This window comes from Rhodanobacter thiooxydans (genome assembly GCF_021545845.1).
In the GTDB taxonomy this organism is placed as follows: Bacteria; Pseudomonadota; Gammaproteobacteria; order Xanthomonadales; family Rhodanobacteraceae; genus Rhodanobacter.
Genome location: NZ_CP088923.1, coordinates 1,981,808 through 2,000,172, shown reverse-complemented (window position 1 = coordinate 2,000,172; position 18,365 = coordinate 1,981,808). Strand labels below are relative to the sequence as shown.

General features: G+C 69.4%; 21 protein-coding genes and 1 pseudogene. 6 read left to right on the top strand and 16 right to left on the bottom strand.

What is annotated here, in order from left to right; translation table 11 throughout:
• Positions 1-84 precede the first annotated feature (84 nt).
• The 14 genes from LRK53_RS08930 to LRK53_RS08865 form a co-directional block, all read right to left on the bottom strand.
• Entirely contained in the window at positions 85-438 is a 354-nt protein-coding gene (locus tag LRK53_RS08930; protein WP_008435615.1) for a PilZ domain-containing protein, read from the bottom strand.
• Between the two features lie 241 nt (positions 439-679).
• Positions 680-1,672 carry a PIG-L deacetylase family protein gene (locus tag LRK53_RS08925; RefSeq protein ID WP_185754607.1) on the bottom strand — a complete coding sequence of 331 codons (993 nt, stop codon included), beginning with the start codon at positions 1,670-1,672 and terminating at the stop codon, positions 680-682.
• Positions 1,669-2,604: a DNA polymerase III subunit delta' gene (gene holB / locus LRK53_RS08920; protein ID WP_027492171.1), complete on the bottom strand. Its 936-nt coding sequence runs from the start codon at positions 2,602-2,604 to the stop codon at positions 1,669-1,671. The genes LRK53_RS08925 and holB overlap by 4 nt, the downstream gene beginning before the upstream one ends.
• Positions 2,601-3,242, bottom strand: coding sequence for a dTMP kinase (gene tmk, locus LRK53_RS08915; RefSeq protein ID WP_235642001.1), 642 nt, complete (start codon positions 3,240-3,242; stop codon positions 2,601-2,603). The genes holB and tmk overlap by 4 nt, the downstream gene beginning before the upstream one ends.
• The gene (gene mltG / locus LRK53_RS08910; RefSeq protein WP_027492170.1) at positions 3,239-4,276 is read right to left on the bottom strand and encodes an endolytic transglycosylase MltG; all 1,038 of its coding nucleotides are present in this window, start codon (positions 4,274-4,276) and stop codon (positions 3,239-3,241) included. The genes tmk and mltG overlap by 4 nt, the downstream gene beginning before the upstream one ends.
• Entirely contained in the window at positions 4,273-5,100 is an 828-nt protein-coding gene (pabC, locus tag LRK53_RS08905; RefSeq protein ID WP_027492169.1) for an aminodeoxychorismate lyase, read from the bottom strand. Before pabC ends, mltG begins: the two co-directional genes overlap by 4 nt.
• A complete protein-coding gene (locus tag LRK53_RS08900) occupies positions 5,100-6,446 on the bottom strand; it encodes an aminodeoxychorismate synthase component I (RefSeq protein ID WP_051257538.1) in 1,347 nt (448 codons plus the stop codon). The genes pabC and LRK53_RS08900 overlap by 1 nt, the downstream gene beginning before the upstream one ends.
• A gap of 14 nt (positions 6,447-6,460) precedes the next feature.
• The gene (gene fabF / locus LRK53_RS08895) at positions 6,461-7,699 is read right to left on the bottom strand and encodes a beta-ketoacyl-ACP synthase II (protein ID WP_027492167.1); all 1,239 of its coding nucleotides are present in this window, start codon (positions 7,697-7,699) and stop codon (positions 6,461-6,463) included.
• Between the two features lie 239 nt (positions 7,700-7,938).
• On the bottom strand, positions 7,939-8,178 hold the full coding sequence (gene acpP, locus LRK53_RS08890) for an acyl carrier protein (protein ID WP_007513179.1): 240 nt from the start codon (positions 8,176-8,178) through the stop codon (positions 7,939-7,941).
• A 197-nt stretch (positions 8,179-8,375) separates the two neighbouring features.
• Positions 8,376-9,119 carry a 3-oxoacyl-ACP reductase FabG gene (gene fabG / locus LRK53_RS08885; protein WP_027492166.1) on the bottom strand — a complete coding sequence of 248 codons (744 nt, stop codon included), beginning with the start codon at positions 9,117-9,119 and terminating at the stop codon, positions 8,376-8,378.
• A gap of 30 nt (positions 9,120-9,149) precedes the next feature.
• Positions 9,150-10,094 (bottom strand): ACP S-malonyltransferase, encoded by a 945-nt coding sequence (gene fabD, locus LRK53_RS08880; protein WP_027492165.1) that lies wholly within the window; start codon positions 10,092-10,094, stop codon positions 9,150-9,152.
• Between the two features lie 144 nt (positions 10,095-10,238).
• A complete protein-coding gene (locus LRK53_RS08875; RefSeq protein ID WP_027492164.1) occupies positions 10,239-11,213 on the bottom strand; it encodes a beta-ketoacyl-ACP synthase III in 975 nt (324 codons plus the stop codon).
• A gap of 161 nt (positions 11,214-11,374) precedes the next feature.
• Entirely contained in the window at positions 11,375-11,569 is a 195-nt protein-coding gene (gene rpmF, locus LRK53_RS08870; RefSeq protein ID WP_007513171.1) for a 50S ribosomal protein L32, read from the bottom strand.
• An 84-nt stretch (positions 11,570-11,653) separates the two neighbouring features.
• Positions 11,654-12,127, bottom strand: a complete 474-nt coding sequence (locus LRK53_RS08865) for a YceD family protein (RefSeq protein ID WP_027492163.1) — start codon at positions 12,125-12,127, stop codon at positions 11,654-11,656.
• Between the two features lie 182 nt (positions 12,128-12,309).
• Between LRK53_RS08865 and LRK53_RS08860 the strand changes: the two genes are divergently transcribed.
• From LRK53_RS08860 to LRK53_RS08835, 6 genes and pseudogenes are all read left to right on the top strand, one after another.
• On the top strand, positions 12,310-12,765 hold the full coding sequence (locus tag LRK53_RS08860) for a hypothetical protein (RefSeq protein ID WP_027492162.1): 456 nt from the start codon (positions 12,310-12,312) through the stop codon (positions 12,763-12,765).
• Positions 12,762-13,355: a Maf family protein gene (locus tag LRK53_RS08855; protein ID WP_027492161.1), complete on the top strand. Its 594-nt coding sequence runs from the start codon at positions 12,762-12,764 to the stop codon at positions 13,353-13,355. The genes LRK53_RS08860 and LRK53_RS08855 overlap by 4 nt, the downstream gene beginning before the upstream one ends.
• Before the next feature lie 54 nt (positions 13,356-13,409).
• Positions 13,410-13,751, top strand: a pseudogene (locus tag LRK53_RS08850) (AAA family ATPase); the annotation flags it as partial.
• Positions 13,752-13,765: 14 nt separating this feature from the next.
• Entirely contained in the window at positions 13,766-14,719 is a 954-nt protein-coding gene (locus LRK53_RS08845; protein ID WP_027492160.1) for a DUF58 domain-containing protein, read from the top strand.
• A complete protein-coding gene (locus tag LRK53_RS08840; RefSeq protein ID WP_027492159.1) occupies positions 14,716-16,698 on the top strand; it encodes a transglutaminase TgpA family protein in 1,983 nt (660 codons plus the stop codon). Before LRK53_RS08845 ends, LRK53_RS08840 begins: the two co-directional genes overlap by 4 nt.
• Before the next feature lie 48 nt (positions 16,699-16,746).
• Positions 16,747-17,337 carry a Slp family lipoprotein gene (locus LRK53_RS08835; RefSeq protein WP_027492158.1) on the top strand — a complete coding sequence of 197 codons (591 nt, stop codon included), beginning with the start codon at positions 16,747-16,749 and terminating at the stop codon, positions 17,335-17,337.
• Positions 17,338-17,400: 63 nt separating this feature from the next.
• On the opposite strand, the gene LRK53_RS08830 is transcribed toward LRK53_RS08835, so the two are convergent.
• Positions 17,401-17,745 (bottom strand): histidine triad nucleotide-binding protein, encoded by a 345-nt coding sequence (locus LRK53_RS08830; RefSeq protein WP_027492157.1) that lies wholly within the window; start codon positions 17,743-17,745, stop codon positions 17,401-17,403.
• A gap of 19 nt (positions 17,746-17,764) precedes the next feature.
• Positions 17,765-18,364, bottom strand: coding sequence for a recombination mediator RecR (recR, locus tag LRK53_RS08825; RefSeq protein ID WP_027492156.1), 600 nt, complete (start codon positions 18,362-18,364; stop codon positions 17,765-17,767).
• Position 18,365 lies beyond the last annotated feature (1 nt).

Genomic DNA, 18,365 nt, shown 5'->3' with positions numbered 1-18,365 from the left:
GTGCGCATGGGCACAACAAGCCTTGACGACCGATGTGATACGCATTAACACCCGACTGCCTACACAAATGGAGTGACGACGGCATCACATGGTGTGGGTGGGGCGCTCGGAGTTGAGCGTACCGGCAAGGATGTTCTCGATCCGGCTGCGGGCAGCCTCGGCATCGCCCGATTCGTTGAAGTGGATGCCGATGCCGGCGGTGCGGTTGCCCTGCGCGCCGACCGGGCTGATCCACACCACTTTGCCGACCACCGACAGGCGCTCGGTTTCCTCGGCCAGGGTCACCAGCAGCACGACCTCGTCGCCCAGCGAATACGACTGCGCCGTCGCCGCGAACAGGCCGCCATGCTTGAGGAACGGCATGTAAGCGTTGTACAGCGAGGCCGCATCCTTGATTTTCAGCGAGATGATGCCCTGGCGGGCTGCGACGACTTTCATGGGAGGCTCCTGCCGGACGTTCGAACGCCCCGGTCGATTGCCGATCTTAGAGCCTGCGCGATGCCTCCGCATAGCTCGCACCTGCGCGCATCCATGGCCGCAGCGGTCGGCACTCGCCGGTCGGGTCCGCGACGATGCCGGTCATGTCGGTTTCCGGTCGCGAAATATTACGCAGCGTCCAGCGCCATGGAGGCCGCGCACGAAGCGCTGGTCGGGCCCGCTGCGGCCGATGCCGGAGCGGTCAAGCCGCCGGCGTGGGCGCCGAACCGGCGCCGGCAGACAGCTCGCACCAGCCCCAGTGGTCGAAGATCCAGGGCGAGCGCAAGGTCAATGCCAGGCGCACGAAACACGGCAGACCCTTCGCCGCCGCTGGCGTCGAAAGATGGAAGCCGCCGGCCCGGTCGCGCCACAGTGGCGCCTCACGCCAACGCCAGCTGCGCGCTCCCGCCTGGTCCACCACGCTGAGTCGCAGCCATGGCCGCAGCCAGAACGGTGGTCGCCATGGCAACGCGCCCAGCGGCGTCGACAGCCCGGCCTGGCGCTCGGGGCGGCCAGCCAGGCGCAGCATGCGTTTACCGCTCAACGCCATCTGGCTGCGATGCTCGGCCAGTGCGACGCGCTTGCATGCCAACTGCGGCGCCGTGCCGTGCACCTCGAAGCCTTCGCCGTCACCGCCGCGACCATGCACGAGATAGTTCAGCAACAGCGGCGGCTCGGCCTGTTCCGCCAGCGCCAGGCGCACCAGCACATGCGCCGCGGCGTGATCGGGGTGACGGTCGGCCAGTGCCGGCGCCACCACCAGGCTGGGGCCGAACTGGCTGATCGCCGCCGCCAGCGCCGACACCGACAGACCGGGCGACTGCAGCAACGTATCGGTGAGACCAAGATCCGCCCAGCCCAGCGATTGCAGCGCCGGCGCCGGCACGCCCAGGCAGGCCAGTGCCTGCAATACCTCCATATGGCGGCGGCGCCCCCAGCGCTGGCGGTCGGCGGCGCGGATGCGCACGCGCCGCTCCAGCCAGCGTTGCGGCCAGGGGTTGTTGTCGCCTTCGGTCAGCAGCACGATCCGCACCTCGCCGCCGGCCGCACGCACTTGCTGGATCAGCAACCCGGTCGCGATGGTCTCGTCATCCGGGTGCGGCGCCACCACCAGCAGGCGGGTCTGCGCCGAAAATACCGGTACCCCGCTCGCTGGCGCCAGCGCCGGCGACGAGCGGGCGCCGCTGCCGCTCATCGCCACTGCGCCAGCAGTTCCAGCAGCAGCAGGTCGGCACGCAGCGGGCCGCGCAAGCCCTCGCGGGTGCGATTGGCCGCGTCGTACCAGTGGCCCAGTGCCTCGACGTCCAGCGTGCTGGCCAGCGGCCCCGCGCGTTGTGCCGAGCGCGCCTTGGTCTCGTCGGCACTGGCCTGCGCGGCAAACCACAGCCGCTGCGCCGGCTCGCTGTCCAGCCAGCGCTTGACCACCTCGGTCGGCTGGCCGCGGCCGGCCGCCAGCGCGGCCAGGTCCTTGCGCACTTCCTGCCGGCGCTCCAGCGCACCCTCCGCGGCCCAGATCCTGGCCAAGCCGGGATTGCCGCCGGCAGCGACGAGTGCGTTCGGAGCATCGCGCACACCTTCGGCCTGCAGCCAGGTCAGCGCGTCGGCGCTGGCGGGCAGCTGGAATTCGATCCGCTGGCAGCGGCTGCGGATGGTCTGCGGCAGCCGCCACGGCGCATCGGCCAGCAGGATCAGCATGGTCTGCGCGGCCGGTTCCTCCAGCGTCTTCAGCAGCGCATTGGCAGCCGCGGCGTTCATCGCGTCGGCCGGGTCGATGAGCGCCACCTGCCAGCCGCCGAACTGGCTGCTCATGGCCAGCCGTGCCGACAGTTCGCGGATCTGGTCGACCACGATTTCGCTGCGCTGGACGCCGTCCTTGCGCAAACCGAAGCTCAGCGTGACCACGTCCGGATGCGAACCGGCGGCAAGCAGCAGGCAGCTGCGGCAATGCCCGCAGGCGTCGCCGTCCACCGGCTCGGCACACAGCAGGCCCTGCACGAAGCGCTGCGCGAACGCGCGCTTGCCCAGGCCGGCGGCGCCGCACAGCAGCAGGGCGTGCGGCAGCGCGTCGCGCTGGCGGCGCGCCTGCAGGCGCGCCCAGTGTTCGGCATGCCAGGGCAGTCCGTTCATGCCTGCGATTCTCCAAGCAATGCCGCCAGCGCCTGCGTCGCGGCCTGCAGGACGGCCGCGGGCGACTGGCTGGCGTCGATCACCCGAAAACGCTCCGGTTCGGCCGCGGCGCGTTCGCGATAAGTCGCGCGCACACGTTCGAAGAAGGCATCCGCCTCGGTCTCGATGCGGTCGGCGTGGCCGCGACCGGCGACGCGGGCGCGGCCGGTCGCCACCGGCAGGTCGAGCAGCAGGGTCAGGTCGGGTTTCACGCCGGCGCAGGCCCAGCGCTCCAGTTCCGCGATGCGCTCCGCCGGCTGGCCGCGGCCGCCACCCTGGTAGGCGTAGCTGGCGTCGGTGTAGCGGTCGCACAGCACCCATTGTCCGGCCGCCAAGGCCGGTTCGATCACTTCGCGCACCAGCTGTGCGCGCGAGGCGAACATCAGCAGCAGTTCGGTCTCGGCGGCCAGCCCTCGCTGGGCCGGATCAAGTACGATCGCACGTACCGCCTCGCCCACCGCGGTGCCGCCGGGTTCGCGCGCCTGCACCAGCGCAATGCCGCGCCGTTCGATGTACTCGCGCAGGCCGGCCAGCAAGGTGCTCTTGCCGGCGCCCTCGCCGCCTTCGAGGCTGATGAATCTTCCGCGCGGGCTGGTCATCGGCAGCGCTTCCGCTGATAGCAGTCGACGTTGCGATTGTGTTCCTCCAGCGTGCGCGAGAACACGTGCCCGCCGTCGCCGCTGGCCACGAAATACAGCGTGTCGCCGTCGGCCGGATGCAGCGCCGCCACCAGCGCCGGCTTGCCCGGCAGCGCGATCGGCGTCGGCGGCAGGCCGGCACGCGTATAGGTGTTGTACGGCGTATCGGCGGCGAGGTCGCTCTTGCGGATGTTGCCGGCGTAGTTCACGCCCATGCCGTAGATCACGCTGGGGTCGGTCTGCAGCAGCATGTGGTTTTCGAGCCGTCGCACGAACACGCCGGCGATCTGCGCGCGCTCCACCGGAATGCCGGTTTCCTTCTCCACGATCGAGGCCAGGATCAGCGCCTCGTACGGCGTGGTCAGCGGCAGGTCCGGCGCACGCGCCGCCCACAGTTCGTCGAGCGTCTTCACCATCGCCGTATGCGCACGGCGGAGGATGTCCAGGTCGCTGTCGCCCTTCACGTAGGCGTAGGTCTCGGGCAGGAAGCGGCCTTCCGGCGCTTCGCCGCCGGCGCCGATCCTCTGCATGATCGCCGCATCGTCCAGCGCGGCGCTGTCGTGGTTCAGCTTCTCGGCCCGGGCCAGCGCCTGGCGCAACTCGCCGAAGGTCCAGCCGTCGACGATGGTGAAATTGCGCTGCAGCACCCGGCCAGCGGCCATGTTCGCCAGCAGCTGGCGTGGCGTAACGCCGGGCTCGAGCGCGTACTCGCCGGCATGCAGCTTGCCGGCCACGTGCATCTGCTCGGCCAGCAGCCGCCAGTACCACGGGTTGGCCGTGCTGAATCCGCGCTGGCGCAATTCGCCCACGATGCCCTTGAAGCTGCTGCCGCGGCCGATGTCGATGCTGTCGCCCTGCGCCGCCACATTCAGCGGCGCGGAACCGAAGCGGGCGTAGTCGACCCAGCCATAGACCAGCGCGCCGGCCGCCAGCAGCAGCGCGATCAGCAACAGTTGCCGTGGCCATGCGCGCCTGCGCACCGGTTTGTCGCTCATCCGCCCTGCTCCATCGAAAATCCCAGATCACGCCAATGCTGCTGCAAGCGGCGCGTCGTTGCACCCGGCGCATAGCTGCCATCATCCAGCGAACGCACCGGCAGGATGCCGCGCACGCTCGAACTCAGGAACACCTCGCCGGCGCCGCGCAAGGCTGCCAGCGTCAGCTCGCCGACCCGCACCTGCGGGCACGCCGCCAGCACTTCGGCGCGGGCCACCCCGGCCACGCCGCAGCGATCCAGCACCGGCGTCAGCAACTCGCCGTCGATCACCGCGAACAGATTGGCCATGGTCGCCGAAATCACCCGCCCGTGGCTATCGAGCAGCACGCCCTCGGCAATTGCCGGGTCGTCCCACTCGGCGCGCGCCAGCACCTGCTCCAGCCGGTTGAGGTGCTTGAGGCCGGCCAGCAGCGGCTGCTGCGCCAGGCGGATGTCGCACACGCGCATGCGCACGCCTTGCACATAAGCCTCGGCGGCGACCGGCGGCGGCGTGAAGGCAGCCACCACCCGGGTCGGTCGCGGTGCCGCCGGCAGACCGTAGCCACGCTCGCCGGCACCGCGGGTAATCGTGATGCGCAGCACCGATGCCGCCATGCCGCGGCTGACCTCCAGCGCCTCGCGCCATAGCTGCGCCGGATCGGGCGCCGGGATATACAGTCGCTCGCAGCCTTCGGCCAGCCGCTGCATGTGCCGCGACCACAGCGGCGCATTCGCGCCGACGAAACGGATGCTCTCGAACAGGCCGTCGCCATAGGCCAGGCCGCGATCCAGCGCCGACACCTGTGTCGATGCCACGCCGTCGACCAGCATGCGCGCCGTCATCAGTCCGGCACTCCCAGCGCACGCAGCAGGCCGCGCGCCTTGGCGCGGGTCTCGTCCAGTTCGCTGGCGGCGACCGAGTCGGCCACGATGCCGGCGCCCGCGCGCAGGCTGACTTCGTCGCCGGCCAGGGTCAGGGTGCGGATCAGGATGTTCAAGTCGAGCTCGCCGTTGCGATCGAGATAGCCCAGCGCACCGGTGTAGGCGCCGCGCGGCGCGTCTTCCAGCGCAGCGATGATTTCCATGCAGCGCACCTTGGGACAGCCGGTGATGGTGCCGCCGGGAAACGTGGCGGCGATCACCTCGCCGGGCGTCACCTCGGCGCGCAGGCGTCCGCGTACATTGGAGACGATGTGGTGAACGTGGGCGTAACTCTCCACCGTCATCAGCTCGTCGACCTCGACCGTGCCCGGCACGCAGACGCGGCCGAGGTCGTTGCGTTCCAGGTCGATCAGCATCACGTGCTCGGCACGCTCCTTCGGGTGCGCGCTCAGCTCACGGATGCGCGCCGGCTCGTCGTCGCCGGGCAGCCGCGGGCGCGTACCGGCGATCGGCCGGGTCTGCGCCACGCCGCCGCGCACCTCGACCAGCCGCTCCGGCGAAGAGCTGACCACCGCCCAGCCCTGCTGCTGCAGCAGGCCGGCGAACGGCGCCGGGTTGGCCTGGCGCAGCATCGCGTACAGCGACGCCGGCACGGGCGGCTGCGCATAGCGCGCGCGCCAGGCGCGCGACAGATTCACCTGGAAGATGTCGCCGGCATGCAGGTGCTCGTGGATGCGCGCCACGCCGTCGAGGAACCGTCGCGGCGCATCCTCTTCCCAGGCAACCGGCGCCGGCAGCGGCGGCATCGCCGGTACGGCCGCGAGATCGGCTTCCAGCGTATCGAGCAGATATTCGCAGCCGGCCTCGGCGACCAGGATCGTGCAGTCGCGCAGGTGGTCGACGATCGCCGCGGCGGGACAGCGCACGGCCAGCGCCAGCGGCAGCGTCGATGGCGGTAGCAGTTCCAGTGTCGGCTCGATTTCGCCGGCCAGTTCGTACGTCAGCAGCAGCACCCAGCCGCCGTGGAACGGCAGGCCATCGTGCTCCGGCGGCCGCCGTTCGGCCCGCCAGGCGGCATCCAGCGCATCGAGGAAACGCCCTTCGCGCAAGTTACCGTCGCCATCGCGCAGGCCGACGGCGGCGTGCAGGCTCAGCCGCTCGCGGGGGAATGCGAACAGGATGTCGTAGCGCGACTGCGCGGTGCCGTGTACCACGCTTTCCAGCAGGCAGGGATAGCGCGCGGGGAACGAAGCGGCCGGCGCGAGCAAGTCGCGCCGGCCGTCCAGGGTGCGGCGATGGCAGGTCACGCCCAAGCGATCAGTCAGACGCGGCGGAAGGCCAGCGTGCCGTTGGTGCCGCCGAAACCAAACGAGTTGGAGAGCGCCACCTCGACCTTCGCCTCGCGTGCGGTATTCGCCACGAAATCGAGGTCGCAGCCCTCGCCCGGCTCGTCCAGGTTGATCGTCGGCGGCAGCACCTGGTCGCGCAGCGCCAGGATGCTGAAGATCGCCTCGACGCCGCCGGCCGCACCGAGCAGGTGGCCGGTGGTGGACTTGGTCGAGCTCATCGCCAGCTTGTACGCATGGTCGCCGAACACCTTCTTCGCCGCCATCACCTCGCCCAGGTCGCCCAGCGGCGTGGAGGTACCGTGCGCGTTGATGTACTGCACCTCGGCCGGATTGAGGCCGGCGTCGTCCAGTGCGGTCTGGATGCAGCGCGCTGCGCCTTCGCCGCCCTCGCTCGGCGCGGTCATGTGGAACGCGTCGCCACTCATGCCGAAGCCGACCAGCTCGGCGTAGATGCGCGCGCCGCGGGCCTTGGCGTGTTCGTACTCCTCCAGCATCAGCACGCCGGCGCCGTCGGACAGCACGAAACCGTCGCGATCCTTGTCCCACGGACGGCTGGCCTTGGCCGGCTCGTCGTTGCGGGTGGACATCGCCTTGGCCGAGCAGAAGCCGGCCATCGCGGTGCCGGTGGTGGCGAACTCGGCGCCGCCGGCGATCATCGCGTCGGCATCGCCGTACTGGATCATCCGCGCGGCCAGGCCGATGTTGTGCGCGCCGGTGGTGCAGGCGGTGACGCAGGCGATGTTCGGGCCCTTCAGGCCGAACATGATCGACAGCTGGCCCGAGACCATGTTGATGATCGAGCTGGGCACGTAGAACGGCGAGACCCGGCGCGGACCCTTCGCCGCCAGCTCCAGCGTGGTCGCCTCGATCGTGTACAGGCCGCCGATGCCGGCGCCCACCGCCACGCCGATGCGCGGCGCGTTCGCTTCGGTCACTTCCAGCCCGGAATCGCGCAGGGCCTGGGTGCCCGCCGCCACGCCGTAGTGGATGAACGGGTCCATCTTCTTGACGTCCTTGAGCGGCATCCACTCGGCCGGATCGAAGCCGCTGACCTGGCCGGCGATGCGCGTGGAATAAGCGGAAGTGTCGAAGTGGGTGACCGGGCCGATGCCGCTGACGCCCTTGAGCACACGATCCCAGGCGCTGGCGATGTCGTTGCCGACCGGCGAGATGATGCCCATGCCGGTCACTACTACACGTCGCTTGCTCATGCTGATGTTCCTTGGGTGATTGCGTGGATCTGCCGCTGCCGGCAGCCGTCCCGCGCAGCTCGCAGGGACGTCGCCCGATCGTGCCTGGCGGGCGTCCTGCCCACCATACGGGGTTGGACGTTACAAATTGCAGAAACGAAAACTGCGCCAAGAAGGCGCAGCGTTCGGTGCCGCCGCGTGAATGGGTCGACCCGCGCGAAGCAGGCCGGCCCGGTCGGCGGCGATCAATTCCGTGGCGATCAATCCTTGGAGTGGGCCTTGATGTAGTCGACGGCCTGCTGCACGGTGGTGATCTTCTCGGCGTCCTCGTCGGGAATCTCGGTCTCGAACTCTTCCTCGAGCGCCATCACCAGCTCCACCGTGTCCAGCGAATCTGCGCCCAGATCGTCCACGAACGAAGCGTTCGCCGTGACTTCATCTTCCTTCACGCCGAGCTGCTCGACGACGATTTTCTTGACGCGCTCTTCGATGGTGCTCATGTTGCCCATACCTCTCAAGGGAGTAATTGATTGTCTGTGCCGGCGCGAGGCCCGCGAAAGGCCGGCGCATTGTAGTGGCTAAACCGCGAGGCCGCCACGCCTGGCCGATGACGAAGGCACGCTGTCCCCCATGACCGGCGCGAAAGCGCAATTGTCGCCCAAAACGGGTTCGCTGGCGACAACTGCGTCCATCCGAGCTACGGCATGTACATGCCGCCGTTGACGTGCAGGGTTTCCCCGGTGATGTAGGCTGCCGCCGGCGAAGCCAGGAAACCCACTGCCTTGGCGATGTCCGTCACCTCACCCAGCCGCCCCAACGCGATCTGGCCGAGCAGCGCCTGCTTCGACTCCTCGGGGAGTGCGCGCGTCATGTCGGTGTCGATGAAGCCCGGCGCCACCACGTTGACGGTGATGCCGCGGCCGCCGATCTCGCGCGCCAGCGACTTGGAGAACGCGATGATCCCCGCCTTGGCCGCCGCGTAGTTGGCCTGGCCCGGGTTGCCGGTGAGTCCGATCACCGAGGCAATCGAGATGATGCGGCCTTTGCGCGCCTTCATCATGCCGCGCAGCACTGCCTTGGAGGTGCGGTAGACCGAGGTGAGATTGGTGTCGATGATCGCCTGCCAGTCCTCGTCCTTCATGCGCAGCAGCAACTGGTCGCGGGTGATGCCGGCGTTGTTGACCAGGATCGAGACCGCGCCGAATTCCTTCGCGATCGCTTCGACCAGGCCCTCGACCGCAGCGCCGTCGGTGACGTTCAGCACGCGGCCGTGGCCGCCATGCGCGGCGAGCCGATCGCCGATCGCGGCCGCGCCGCCTTCGCTGGTGGCGGTGCCGATCACGGTGGCGCCCATCGCCGCCAGCTCGTCCGCGATCGCCGCGCCGATGCCGCGGCTGGCGCCGGTGACCAGCACGATTTCACCCTGCAGTGGTTTGCTCATGGATCGTTCCTTCGGAATCGGAATCTGTGTTCACGCCCATTCGGCGCGGGCGGCATCGAGTTCGGCCGGAGTGCCGATCGCACGCGCCTCGATGCTCTTGTCGATGCGCTTGATCAGGCCAGTCAGCACCTTGCCCGGACCGCATTCGGCGACGCGGGTGGCACCGCCGGCGGCCAGTGCCTGCACGCATTCGGTCCAGCGCACCGGCAGGTACAGCTGGCGCTGCAGCGCGCCGCGGATCCCGTCGAGCGTGGCGTAGCTCCTCGCCTCGGCGTTCTGGATCACCGGGGTCGACGGCAGCTGCCAGTCGATCGCGGCCATGCGCTCGCCCAGGCGGTCGGCAGCCTCGCGCATCAGCATGCAGTGCGAAGGCACCGACACGGCCAGCTTGATCGCCTTCTTCACGCCCAGCTCGGCGAGCCGGGCCAGCGCGCGGTCCACCGCCTCGACGTTGCCGGCGATCACCAGCTGTCCCGGCGAATTGTAGTTGGCCGGGGCCACCACCTGGCCCTGTGCCACTTCCGCGCATACCTGCGCGATCTGCGCGTCGTCGCCGCCGAGAATCGCCGCCATCGCGCCCACCCCCGCCGGTACCGCCGCCTGCATCAGCCGGCCACGCTCGGCCACCAGCGCCGCCGCGTCATGCAGCGACAGCGCGCCGGCGCAGACCAGCGCGCTGTACTCGCCCAGGCTGTGGCCGGACAGCTGCGCCGGCTGTGCGCCGCCGAGCTTTTGCCACACGCGCCACACCGCCACGCTGGCGGCCAGCAGTGCCGGCTGGGTGTTCTCGGTGCGGTTGAGCTGTTCTTCCTGCCCCTGGCTCAGCGCCCACAGGTCGACGCCGGCGCCCTGCGAGGCTTCCTCGAACGCAGCCTGCACTTCAGCGTGCGCTGCCGCCAGCTCGGCCAGCATGCCGACCGATTGCGAACCCTGGCCGGGGAAAACGAAAGCGAGCGTAGCGGCAATGGAACTCATGGGATGGGCGAACCCCGTCGACGAAAACCACCATGGTGCCAGCATTGCCGGCCGTACGCAGCTGTATTCAACGTTTTCCGGGACACAAAACACGACGACGCCCAAGTGCGCAGCATCGTGGAGAGCGCCCCGGGACCGTGGGGCTCAATAGCGCAGCAGTGCCGACGCCCAGGTGAAGCCGCCGCCGAACGCCTCCAGCAGCAGGTTCTGGCCGCGCTGCACCTTGCCCGAGCGTACCGCGTAGTCCAGCGCCAGCGGTACCGAACCGGACGAGGTGTTGGCATGCTTGTCGACTGTCACGATGACGCGCTCCATCGACATGTTCAGCCGCTTCGCGGTCGCCTCGATGATGCGCAGGTTGGCCTGGTGCGGAATCAGCCAATCCACCTGCGACTCGTCCATGCCGGCGGCATGCAGGGTCTCGCCGACCAGCGAGTCGAGCGTCTTCACCGCGACCTTGAACACCTCGCGACCGGCCATGCGGATACGCACGCCGTGGTTCGGCTCGTCCTTGAAGCCGGCCGACACGCCGACCGGGTTCCACAGCAGTTCCTTGTAGCCGCCGTCGGCGTGCAGGCAGGTGGCGTAGACGCCCGGTTCGCTGGCAGCTTCCAGCACCACGGCGCCGGCGCCGTCGCCGAACAGCACGCAGGTCTCGCGCTCGCCCCAGTCGACCATCCGGGTCAGCGTCTCGGCGCCGATCACCAGCGCCTTCTTCGACTGGCCGCTCCTGATGAATTTGTCGGCGATGCCAAGTGCGTACATGAAGCCCGAGCAGGCCGCGTTGACGTCGAACGCGGCGCAGCCGTTCGCACCGAGGCGATCCTGCACCAGGCAGGCGGTGGACGGGAAGATGATGTCCGGCGTGGTCGTGCCCAGCACGATCAGGTCGAGTTCGGATGCCCTGACGCCTGCCGCTTCCAGCGCATTCTGCGCGGCGCGGAAAGCCAGGTCGCCGGTGGTCTCGCCGTCGGCGGCGATATGGCGCTGGCGGATGCCGGTGCGGGTGCGGATCCACTCGTCACTGGTGTCGACGATCTTTTCCAGATCGGCGTTGGTTACCACGCGCTCGGGCAACGCACTGCCGGTGGCGATGATGCGGGAATAGATCTGGGCCATTCGGCTGTCCATCAACGTAAACGAAGGATTGAACGCCTTGAACGGCGCCAGCGCAACCGTCCCCTGCGTCATTCGTGGTGTCCGTCAACGCAAAACGGCGCGTTGCCGCGCCGTCTCGCCTGACCGGAATCCGGGAACCCCGCGGGGCTCCGCGAAGCCGATCAATCCTCGACCGACACCGCGCCCTTGGTCTCGATCACTTTCTTGCCGCGGTAGTAGCCGTCCTTGGTGACGTGGTGGCGCTGATGCACCTCGCCGCTGGTCGGGTCGGTGGACAGCTGCACGGTCTTCAGCGCGTCGTGCGCACGACGCATGCCGCGGGTGGACGGGGTACGGCGGCTCTTGGCAACGGCCATGATGGTTCTCCAGCTGAAACTCGATGGTTGAAACTAAGGTGATCTGTTGCGTCATGGCCCGGATCGGGTGATCCGGACCAGCGGTTACTTCTTCAGTTCGCGCAACACCGCGAACGGACTTTCGGAATGCCCCTCGCCGGAACGGTCCGGTTCATGGCCTGTCACTTCGTCGGGCAGGCTGCTGTCCGGGTTGACCGGAACCAGCGGCAGCGCCAACAGCAATTCGTCTTCAATCACATCCGCCGGGTTCAAGCGGCCATCCTCGGCCACCAGCAGCGGCTCGCAATCCGGCGGCAAACCAGCCTCGTCGCGCTCCTGCCGGATCAGGCCAAGCCGGGTATCCACCGCCACCGGCAGCTTGAACGGCTCCAGCGTGCGCTGGCATACGAGCGCCAGCGAAGCCCGCACGCGAACGTCGACATAGCTAATGCCCAGCTCGTCACGGCCGAAATCCAGCCCGTACTGCAGCTGTCCATCGGTGTCCGCCAATACTCCACACAGGCGGGACAGGGCCGCGATGGGTAGCGTTCCCTCGAACGAACGCCGCGCCGAGACCATGCGCCAAGCGTCCACGGACTCTGGCAGTGTCACGGACATAGTCGCGGAATGTTAGGTTCGACACGGCGCGAAGTCAACCGACGCGGCGGCGGAACGGCACCGCCCCACCCGCCGGCCGCCCATTTTGCCTGATCCGGCTCCGATGGGGCAGACTGAACATCCCGTTGCCCGAGCCCCCGCCCTTGAATTCCTATCTGACGCTCGGTGCCGTCGTGCTGCTGGCGCTGCTGATTGTCCTGGTGGCCGCCGCCATGCTGCTGCGCCGGCGCCAGACAAGGCGCGGCAGCAGCCTCAAGACCCTGCTCGACCTGGCCGACCGGCTGGAAACCGACCTGAAAACCTGTCGCAGCGGCCTGCAGCAGGCGCATGCGGTGATGTCGCTCAATCCCGACCTGCCGGCCGCCAGCGAACAGGACGCGCAGCACGCGATCGACGCCGGCCTGCGCGCGCTGCTGCAGCAGCGCCTGTGGATCCGCGACCGCTCGCCGCGCGCCAGCCAGCATGAACTGGACGAAGCCGCCGCCTCGATGCGCGGTACTCGCGACCGCCTGCAGCCATTGCTGAAGGCCCTCGATCAGGCCCAGACCGATCTCAACAGCGCGATGCGCGAACACATCCGGCGCGAATCGGACACATGAGCGCGCTGCAGATACCATGCATCGTGCTGGGTTCGACCTCGCGCTACCGCGCCGAACTGCTGCGCCGGCTGCTCCCGGATTTTGAGCAGGCCGCGCCCGGCACCGACGAAACCCCGCAGCCGGACGAGCCTCCCGCCGCACGCGCCCTGCGCCTGGCGATCGCCAAGGCCGAAGCGGTGGCGCGGGAACATCCCGGCGCGCTGGTGATCGGCTCCGACCAGGTCGCCGAACTCGACGGGCTGATCCTCGACAAGCCCGGCAACGCCGAACGCGCCCGCGCCCAGCTCGCTGCCAGCTCCGGCCGCGAAGTGCATTTCCACACCGCGCTGTGCCTGCTCGACACCCGCAATGGCCGCCGGCATACCCACGTCGACCATACCCGCGTGCGTTTCCGCGAACTGGACGCGGCGGAGATCGCCCGCTACGTCGAACGCGAACAGCCGCTGGACTGCGCCGGCAGCTTCAAATGCGAAGGCCTCGGCATCAGCCTGTTCGAGGCGATCGACAACTGCGACCCCAGCGCACTGATCGGCCTGCCGCTGATCGCGTTGGCGCGGCTGCTGCGCGAGGCTGGCGTCGAGCTGCCCTGAAGCGGCGGCTACACTGCCTCCAGCCACCTGCCCATGCTTGAGGAACGGAGCTTCATGTCCGCACTGACCCAGCCCCACGACGAACCGCTGCAGCAGCGACTGGACGCCGCAATGGCCCAGGTCAACCGCGTGCTGCTGGGTAAGCCGCGCCAGGTGAAACTCGCCTTCACCTGCCTGATTGCCGGCGGCCACCTGCTGCTGGAGGACGTGCCCGGCGTGGGCAAGACCACCCTGGCGCACGCGCTGGCGGCCACCTTCGCGCTGGAATTCCAGCGTGTGCAGTTCACCAGCGACCTGCTGCCGTCGGACATCATCGGGGTCAGTGTGTACGAACGCGAAACCGGCCAGTTCCGCTTCCACCCCGGCCCGATCTTCACCGGCCTGCTGCTGGCCGAGGTGGCGGTGGATTGATGCGCGACCTGCTGCAGCAGCTGCAGCGACGGGCCGAGCGCCGGCTGCCCGCGCTCACCCGCTACCGTCGCCCCGAGAGCCTGCCGATCGAACTGCACCGGCGGCGTATCTATATCGTGCCGACCGGCTTCGGTCTCGGCTTTTCCGTGCTGCTGCTGGTGATGCTGGTCGGTGCGCTGAACTACTCGAACAACGCCGGCCTGCTGCTCACCTGCCTGCTCGGCGCGGCCAGCGCCGCCAGCATGCTGGTGGCGTTCCGCAGCCTCGACGGCCTGCGCCTGGGCCACATCCGCGCCGGCCACGCGGCCGCCGGCCAGCCACTCGAGCTCACCCTCGCGTTCGACTCCCGCCGACCACGCAACGCCATCCGCGTCGATCTCGGTGCCAGCACCATCGCCTTTGCGCTCGACGGCCATGCCAGCGCCCTGGTGAAACTGGCCCTGCCCACCGAACGGCGCGGCTGGCAGCCGCTGCCGCGGCTGCGCGTGTGGAGCAGCTGGCCGCTGGGCCTGTTCCGCGCCTGGAGTTGGTTGCACCCCGAGCAATCCGTGCTGGTCTGGCCGTGCGCGGAAGCGGCCGGGCCGCCGCCACAGGCCCGCGCCGACGACGCCCGTCATATGCGCCTGCATCGCGGCGACGAACTGGCCGCGCTACGCGACTACCGCGCCGGCGACCCGCAGCGGCACATCGCCTGGAAGGCCAGCGCCCGCCACGAAAACCTGCTGGTGAAGGACTTCGAGCAGCCGCAAAGCCACCCGCAATGGCAGCTGGACTGGCGCCAGCTGGGCGGGCTGGACAATGAGGCGCGCATCGCCCGGCTGGCGCGCTGGCTGAACGAGGCCCAGGCCCAGCGTCGCCACTACAGCCTGTGGCTGCCCGGCAACGAGATCCCCGGCGGCAGCGGCCCGCTGCACTACGCGCGCTGCATGAACGCGCTGGCGCAGTTGCCATGACGCCGCGCCGGCCCCGACCGCCAAGCGAGCGGCCGATCGACACCCGTGCGTTCGACCTGCTCAGCCTGACCATGGCACTGGTGCTCGGGCTGCACGCGCCGCACCTGCCGTGGTGGCTCGCCATCGCGCTGGCGCTGATTCTCGGTTGGCGCTGGTGGCAGCGGCGGCGCCACGCCGGCCGGGTACCGCGCTGGCTCAAGCTGCCCCTGCTGGCCCTGCTGACGCTGGCGGTGATCGTGCAGTACGGCAACATTTTCGGCCGCGCGCCGGGCGCGGCGCTGGCGGTCGGCCTGCTGATCCTCAAGCTGCTGGAAACCGAGGTCGCACGCGACGTGCGCGTGGGCATCAGCTTCGCCTGCTTCGCCCTGATGGTCGCGCTGCTGTTCGACCAGGGTCTGGTCACCACCGTGGTGGTCGCGCTGAGTCTGCTGCCGGCACTGGCCACCCTGGGCGCGCTGGAACCCGGGCAACTGCCGGCGCCCAGCCTGCCGCGGGCACTGCTGCCGGCGCTGGCGCTGACTGCGGCGGCGCTACCGCTGGCCCTGCTGGCCTTCCTGCTGGTGCCGCGGCTGAGCTCGCCGCTGTGGGGCGCGCCCGCGCAGGACCAGGCGCGCACCGGCCTCAGCGACAGCATGACGCCGGGCAACTTCACCGACCTGCTCACCGACGACCACCCCGCGATGCGGGTCAGCTTCGATGGCGCGCCGCCCGCACCGGACCAGCGCTACTTCCGCGCCTACGTGATGTGGCATTTCGACGGCCGCAGCTGGCGCCGCCTCGACCCGCGCTACGCGCCGCCGCGGCAACCGGCGCCGCTCGAGGTCGCCAGTTCGGTCCCCTACCGGATCAGCCTGCAGCCGACCTGGCGCCGCATGCTGCCGATGCTCGACGTGCCGCTGCAGGCGCCGGCGCAGGCCACCCTGCAGGCCGACCGCGAAGTGATGGCCGACAAGCCTGTCAACGACCCGCTCGACTACGTCGGACGGTCGGCACTGCGCTACCGGCTGCAGCCTGAGCTGGACGAGCGCTCGCGCCGCCTCGGCCTGAGCCTGCCGGCGGATTTCAACCCGCGCACGCACGCGCTGGCCGCGCAGTGGCGGCAGCGCTACGGCAGCGACGATGCGGCCATCGTGCAGGCCGCGCTGGCGCTGTTCCACGATGGCGGCTTCCGCTACACGCTGGCCCCGGCGCCGCTGGGACGCGACTCGGTGGACGACTTTCTGTTCGACACCCACGAGGGTTTCTGCGAACACTACTCGTCGGCGTTCACCGTGCTGATGCGCGCCGCCGGCATCCCGGCGCGGGTGGTCACCGGCTACCAGGGCGGCTACTGGAACAAGCTCGGCGACTACCTGCTGGTGCGCTATTCCGACGCACACGCCTGGAGCGAGGTATGGCTGGCCGGGCGCGGCTGGGTGCGCGTGGATCCCACCGGCGCGGTGCGCCCGGAGCGGGTCTCGCTGGGCGCGGCGGCCGCCGCCGGCGGCCAGTTGGCCTGGTATCGCCACGACTGGCTGCAGGGCCTGCGCAATCGCTGGGACATCGTCAACCGCTGGTGGGACCAGGGCGTTATCGGTTTTGACGCGCTGCGCCAGCGCGGCCTGCTGACGCCGTTCGGCATCCGCGACGCCGACACGGCGACGCTGGGCGTATTGCTGGCGATCGGCGGGGTGCTGTTCATCGCGATCGGGCTGGCGTGGGCCTTGCTGCGGCGGCAGCCGCGCGACCCATTGCGCGACGCGCTGCGCGAGCTGGAGCGGAAGCTCGCGCGCCATGGTATCGCGCGTCGCCCGGCCGAAGGCCCGCAGCATTACCTGAGCCGCGCCGCCCGGGCGCTGCCCGGCCAGCGCGAGGAACTGGCAAGCCTGATGAGGAGTTACCTGGAACTGCGTTATGCCCACGACGAACCACCGACTGAACCATTGCGCGCGTTCCAGCACGCCGTGCGGGATTTCCGTATCGTCGACGTGGTCAAATAGGAGCCGACACGACGGCGCAGGCCGTCGCCCCTGGATGGAGAGATCCCCATGTCCCTGTACCGCCCGTTGACCCTCGCCGCTGCGCTCGCCCTGCTGGCCGGCTGCGCGACGATTCCGAAGCCGCTGGAAGGCACTTATACCGACATTTCCACCGCCAGCGCCCAGCAGGGTGGCGCCGGCGGCACGCGCGTGCGCTGGGGCGGCGAGATCATCAAGACCGAACCGGGCCCGCAGCAGACCTGCTTCTACCTGCTGTCGCGTCCGCTGGACAGCGAAGCGCGTCCGAAAACCGGCAACAGCGGCGAGAACCAGGGCCGCTTCGTCGCCTGCCGCGACGGCTTCTACGACCCGGAAGTGTTCGTCCGCGGGCGCGAGCTGACCGTCACCGGCACGCTGCACGGCACGGTGTCGCAGAAGGTGGGCGAGTTCGACTACGCCTACCCGCGCGTCGAGGCCGACGTGGTCTACCTGTGGCCGAAGCGCCCGGTCGTGGTGAACTATCCGGCGAGCTTCTACGACCCGTTCTGGGGTCCAGGCTTCGGCCCGTACTGGGGCGGTTATCCCTACTACGGCGGTTACTATCCCCGCCAGATCATCGTGGTGCGGCCGCCACCCCCGCCGCCCGCACCGAAACCGTAAGCGCACATGAGAACGCCGGCTTCGAGCCGGCGTTCTCATGTGCAGGATGCGGCGCCGCCATGCTCAGCCCGGCGGCCAGTGCATGCGGCGCCCCGCCAGCAGGTGCACGTGCAGGTGATACACGGTCTGCCCGCCATCCTCGTTGGCGTTGATCACCGTGCGGTAGCCCTGCTCGGCAAAACCCTCCTGCTTCGCGTACGCCGCCGTGGCCAGCAGCAACTTGCCGAGCAACTCGGCGTCGCCCGCTGTCGCATCGTTGAGCGTGGCCAACGGCCGCTTCGGAATGAACAGTACATGCACCGGCGCCTGCGGATTCAGGTCGCGGAATGCGAGCACCTCGTCGTCCTCGTAGACGATGTCGGCCGGAATCTCGCGGCGGACAATCTTGCTGAAAATCGTGTCGGTCATAATCATTCCCCTGCGGTAATCAGTCGAGCAGTTGCCGGCCGCCGAACGCATGCGCCAGCGTGTTGCGGTCGACGTATTCCAGTTCGCCGCCCAGCGGCACGCCGTGCGCCAGCCGGGTCGGCCGCACGCCGCCGGCGCGGGCCAGCTGGGCCAGGTAGTGCGCGGTGGCTTCGCCCTCGACGGTGGGGTTGGTGGCGATGATCAGTTCCTCGATCTCGCCCTCGCCCAGGCGCTGGACCAGTTGCGCCAGCCCCAGTTCTTCCGGCCCCAGCCCGTCCAGCGGCGACAGCCGTCCCATCAGCACGAAATACTGGCCGCGGTAACCGGTGGCCTGTTCGATCGCCGCCAGATCGGTGGGCGACTCCACCACGCACAGCACCTGGCGGTCGCGGGTGCTGCTGGCGCACAGCGCGCACAACGGTTCCTCACTGAAGTTGCGGCAGCGCTCGCAATGGCCGATGCGCCGCATCGCCTGCTCCATCACCGCCGCCAGCTTCAGGCCGCGTTCGCGCTCGCGCTCCAGCAGATGGAAGGCCATCCGCTGCGCACTCTTGCCGCCCACACCGGGCAGGCAGCGCAGTGCTTCGATCAGGTCAGCGAGGAGGGGGGAGCCGCTCATT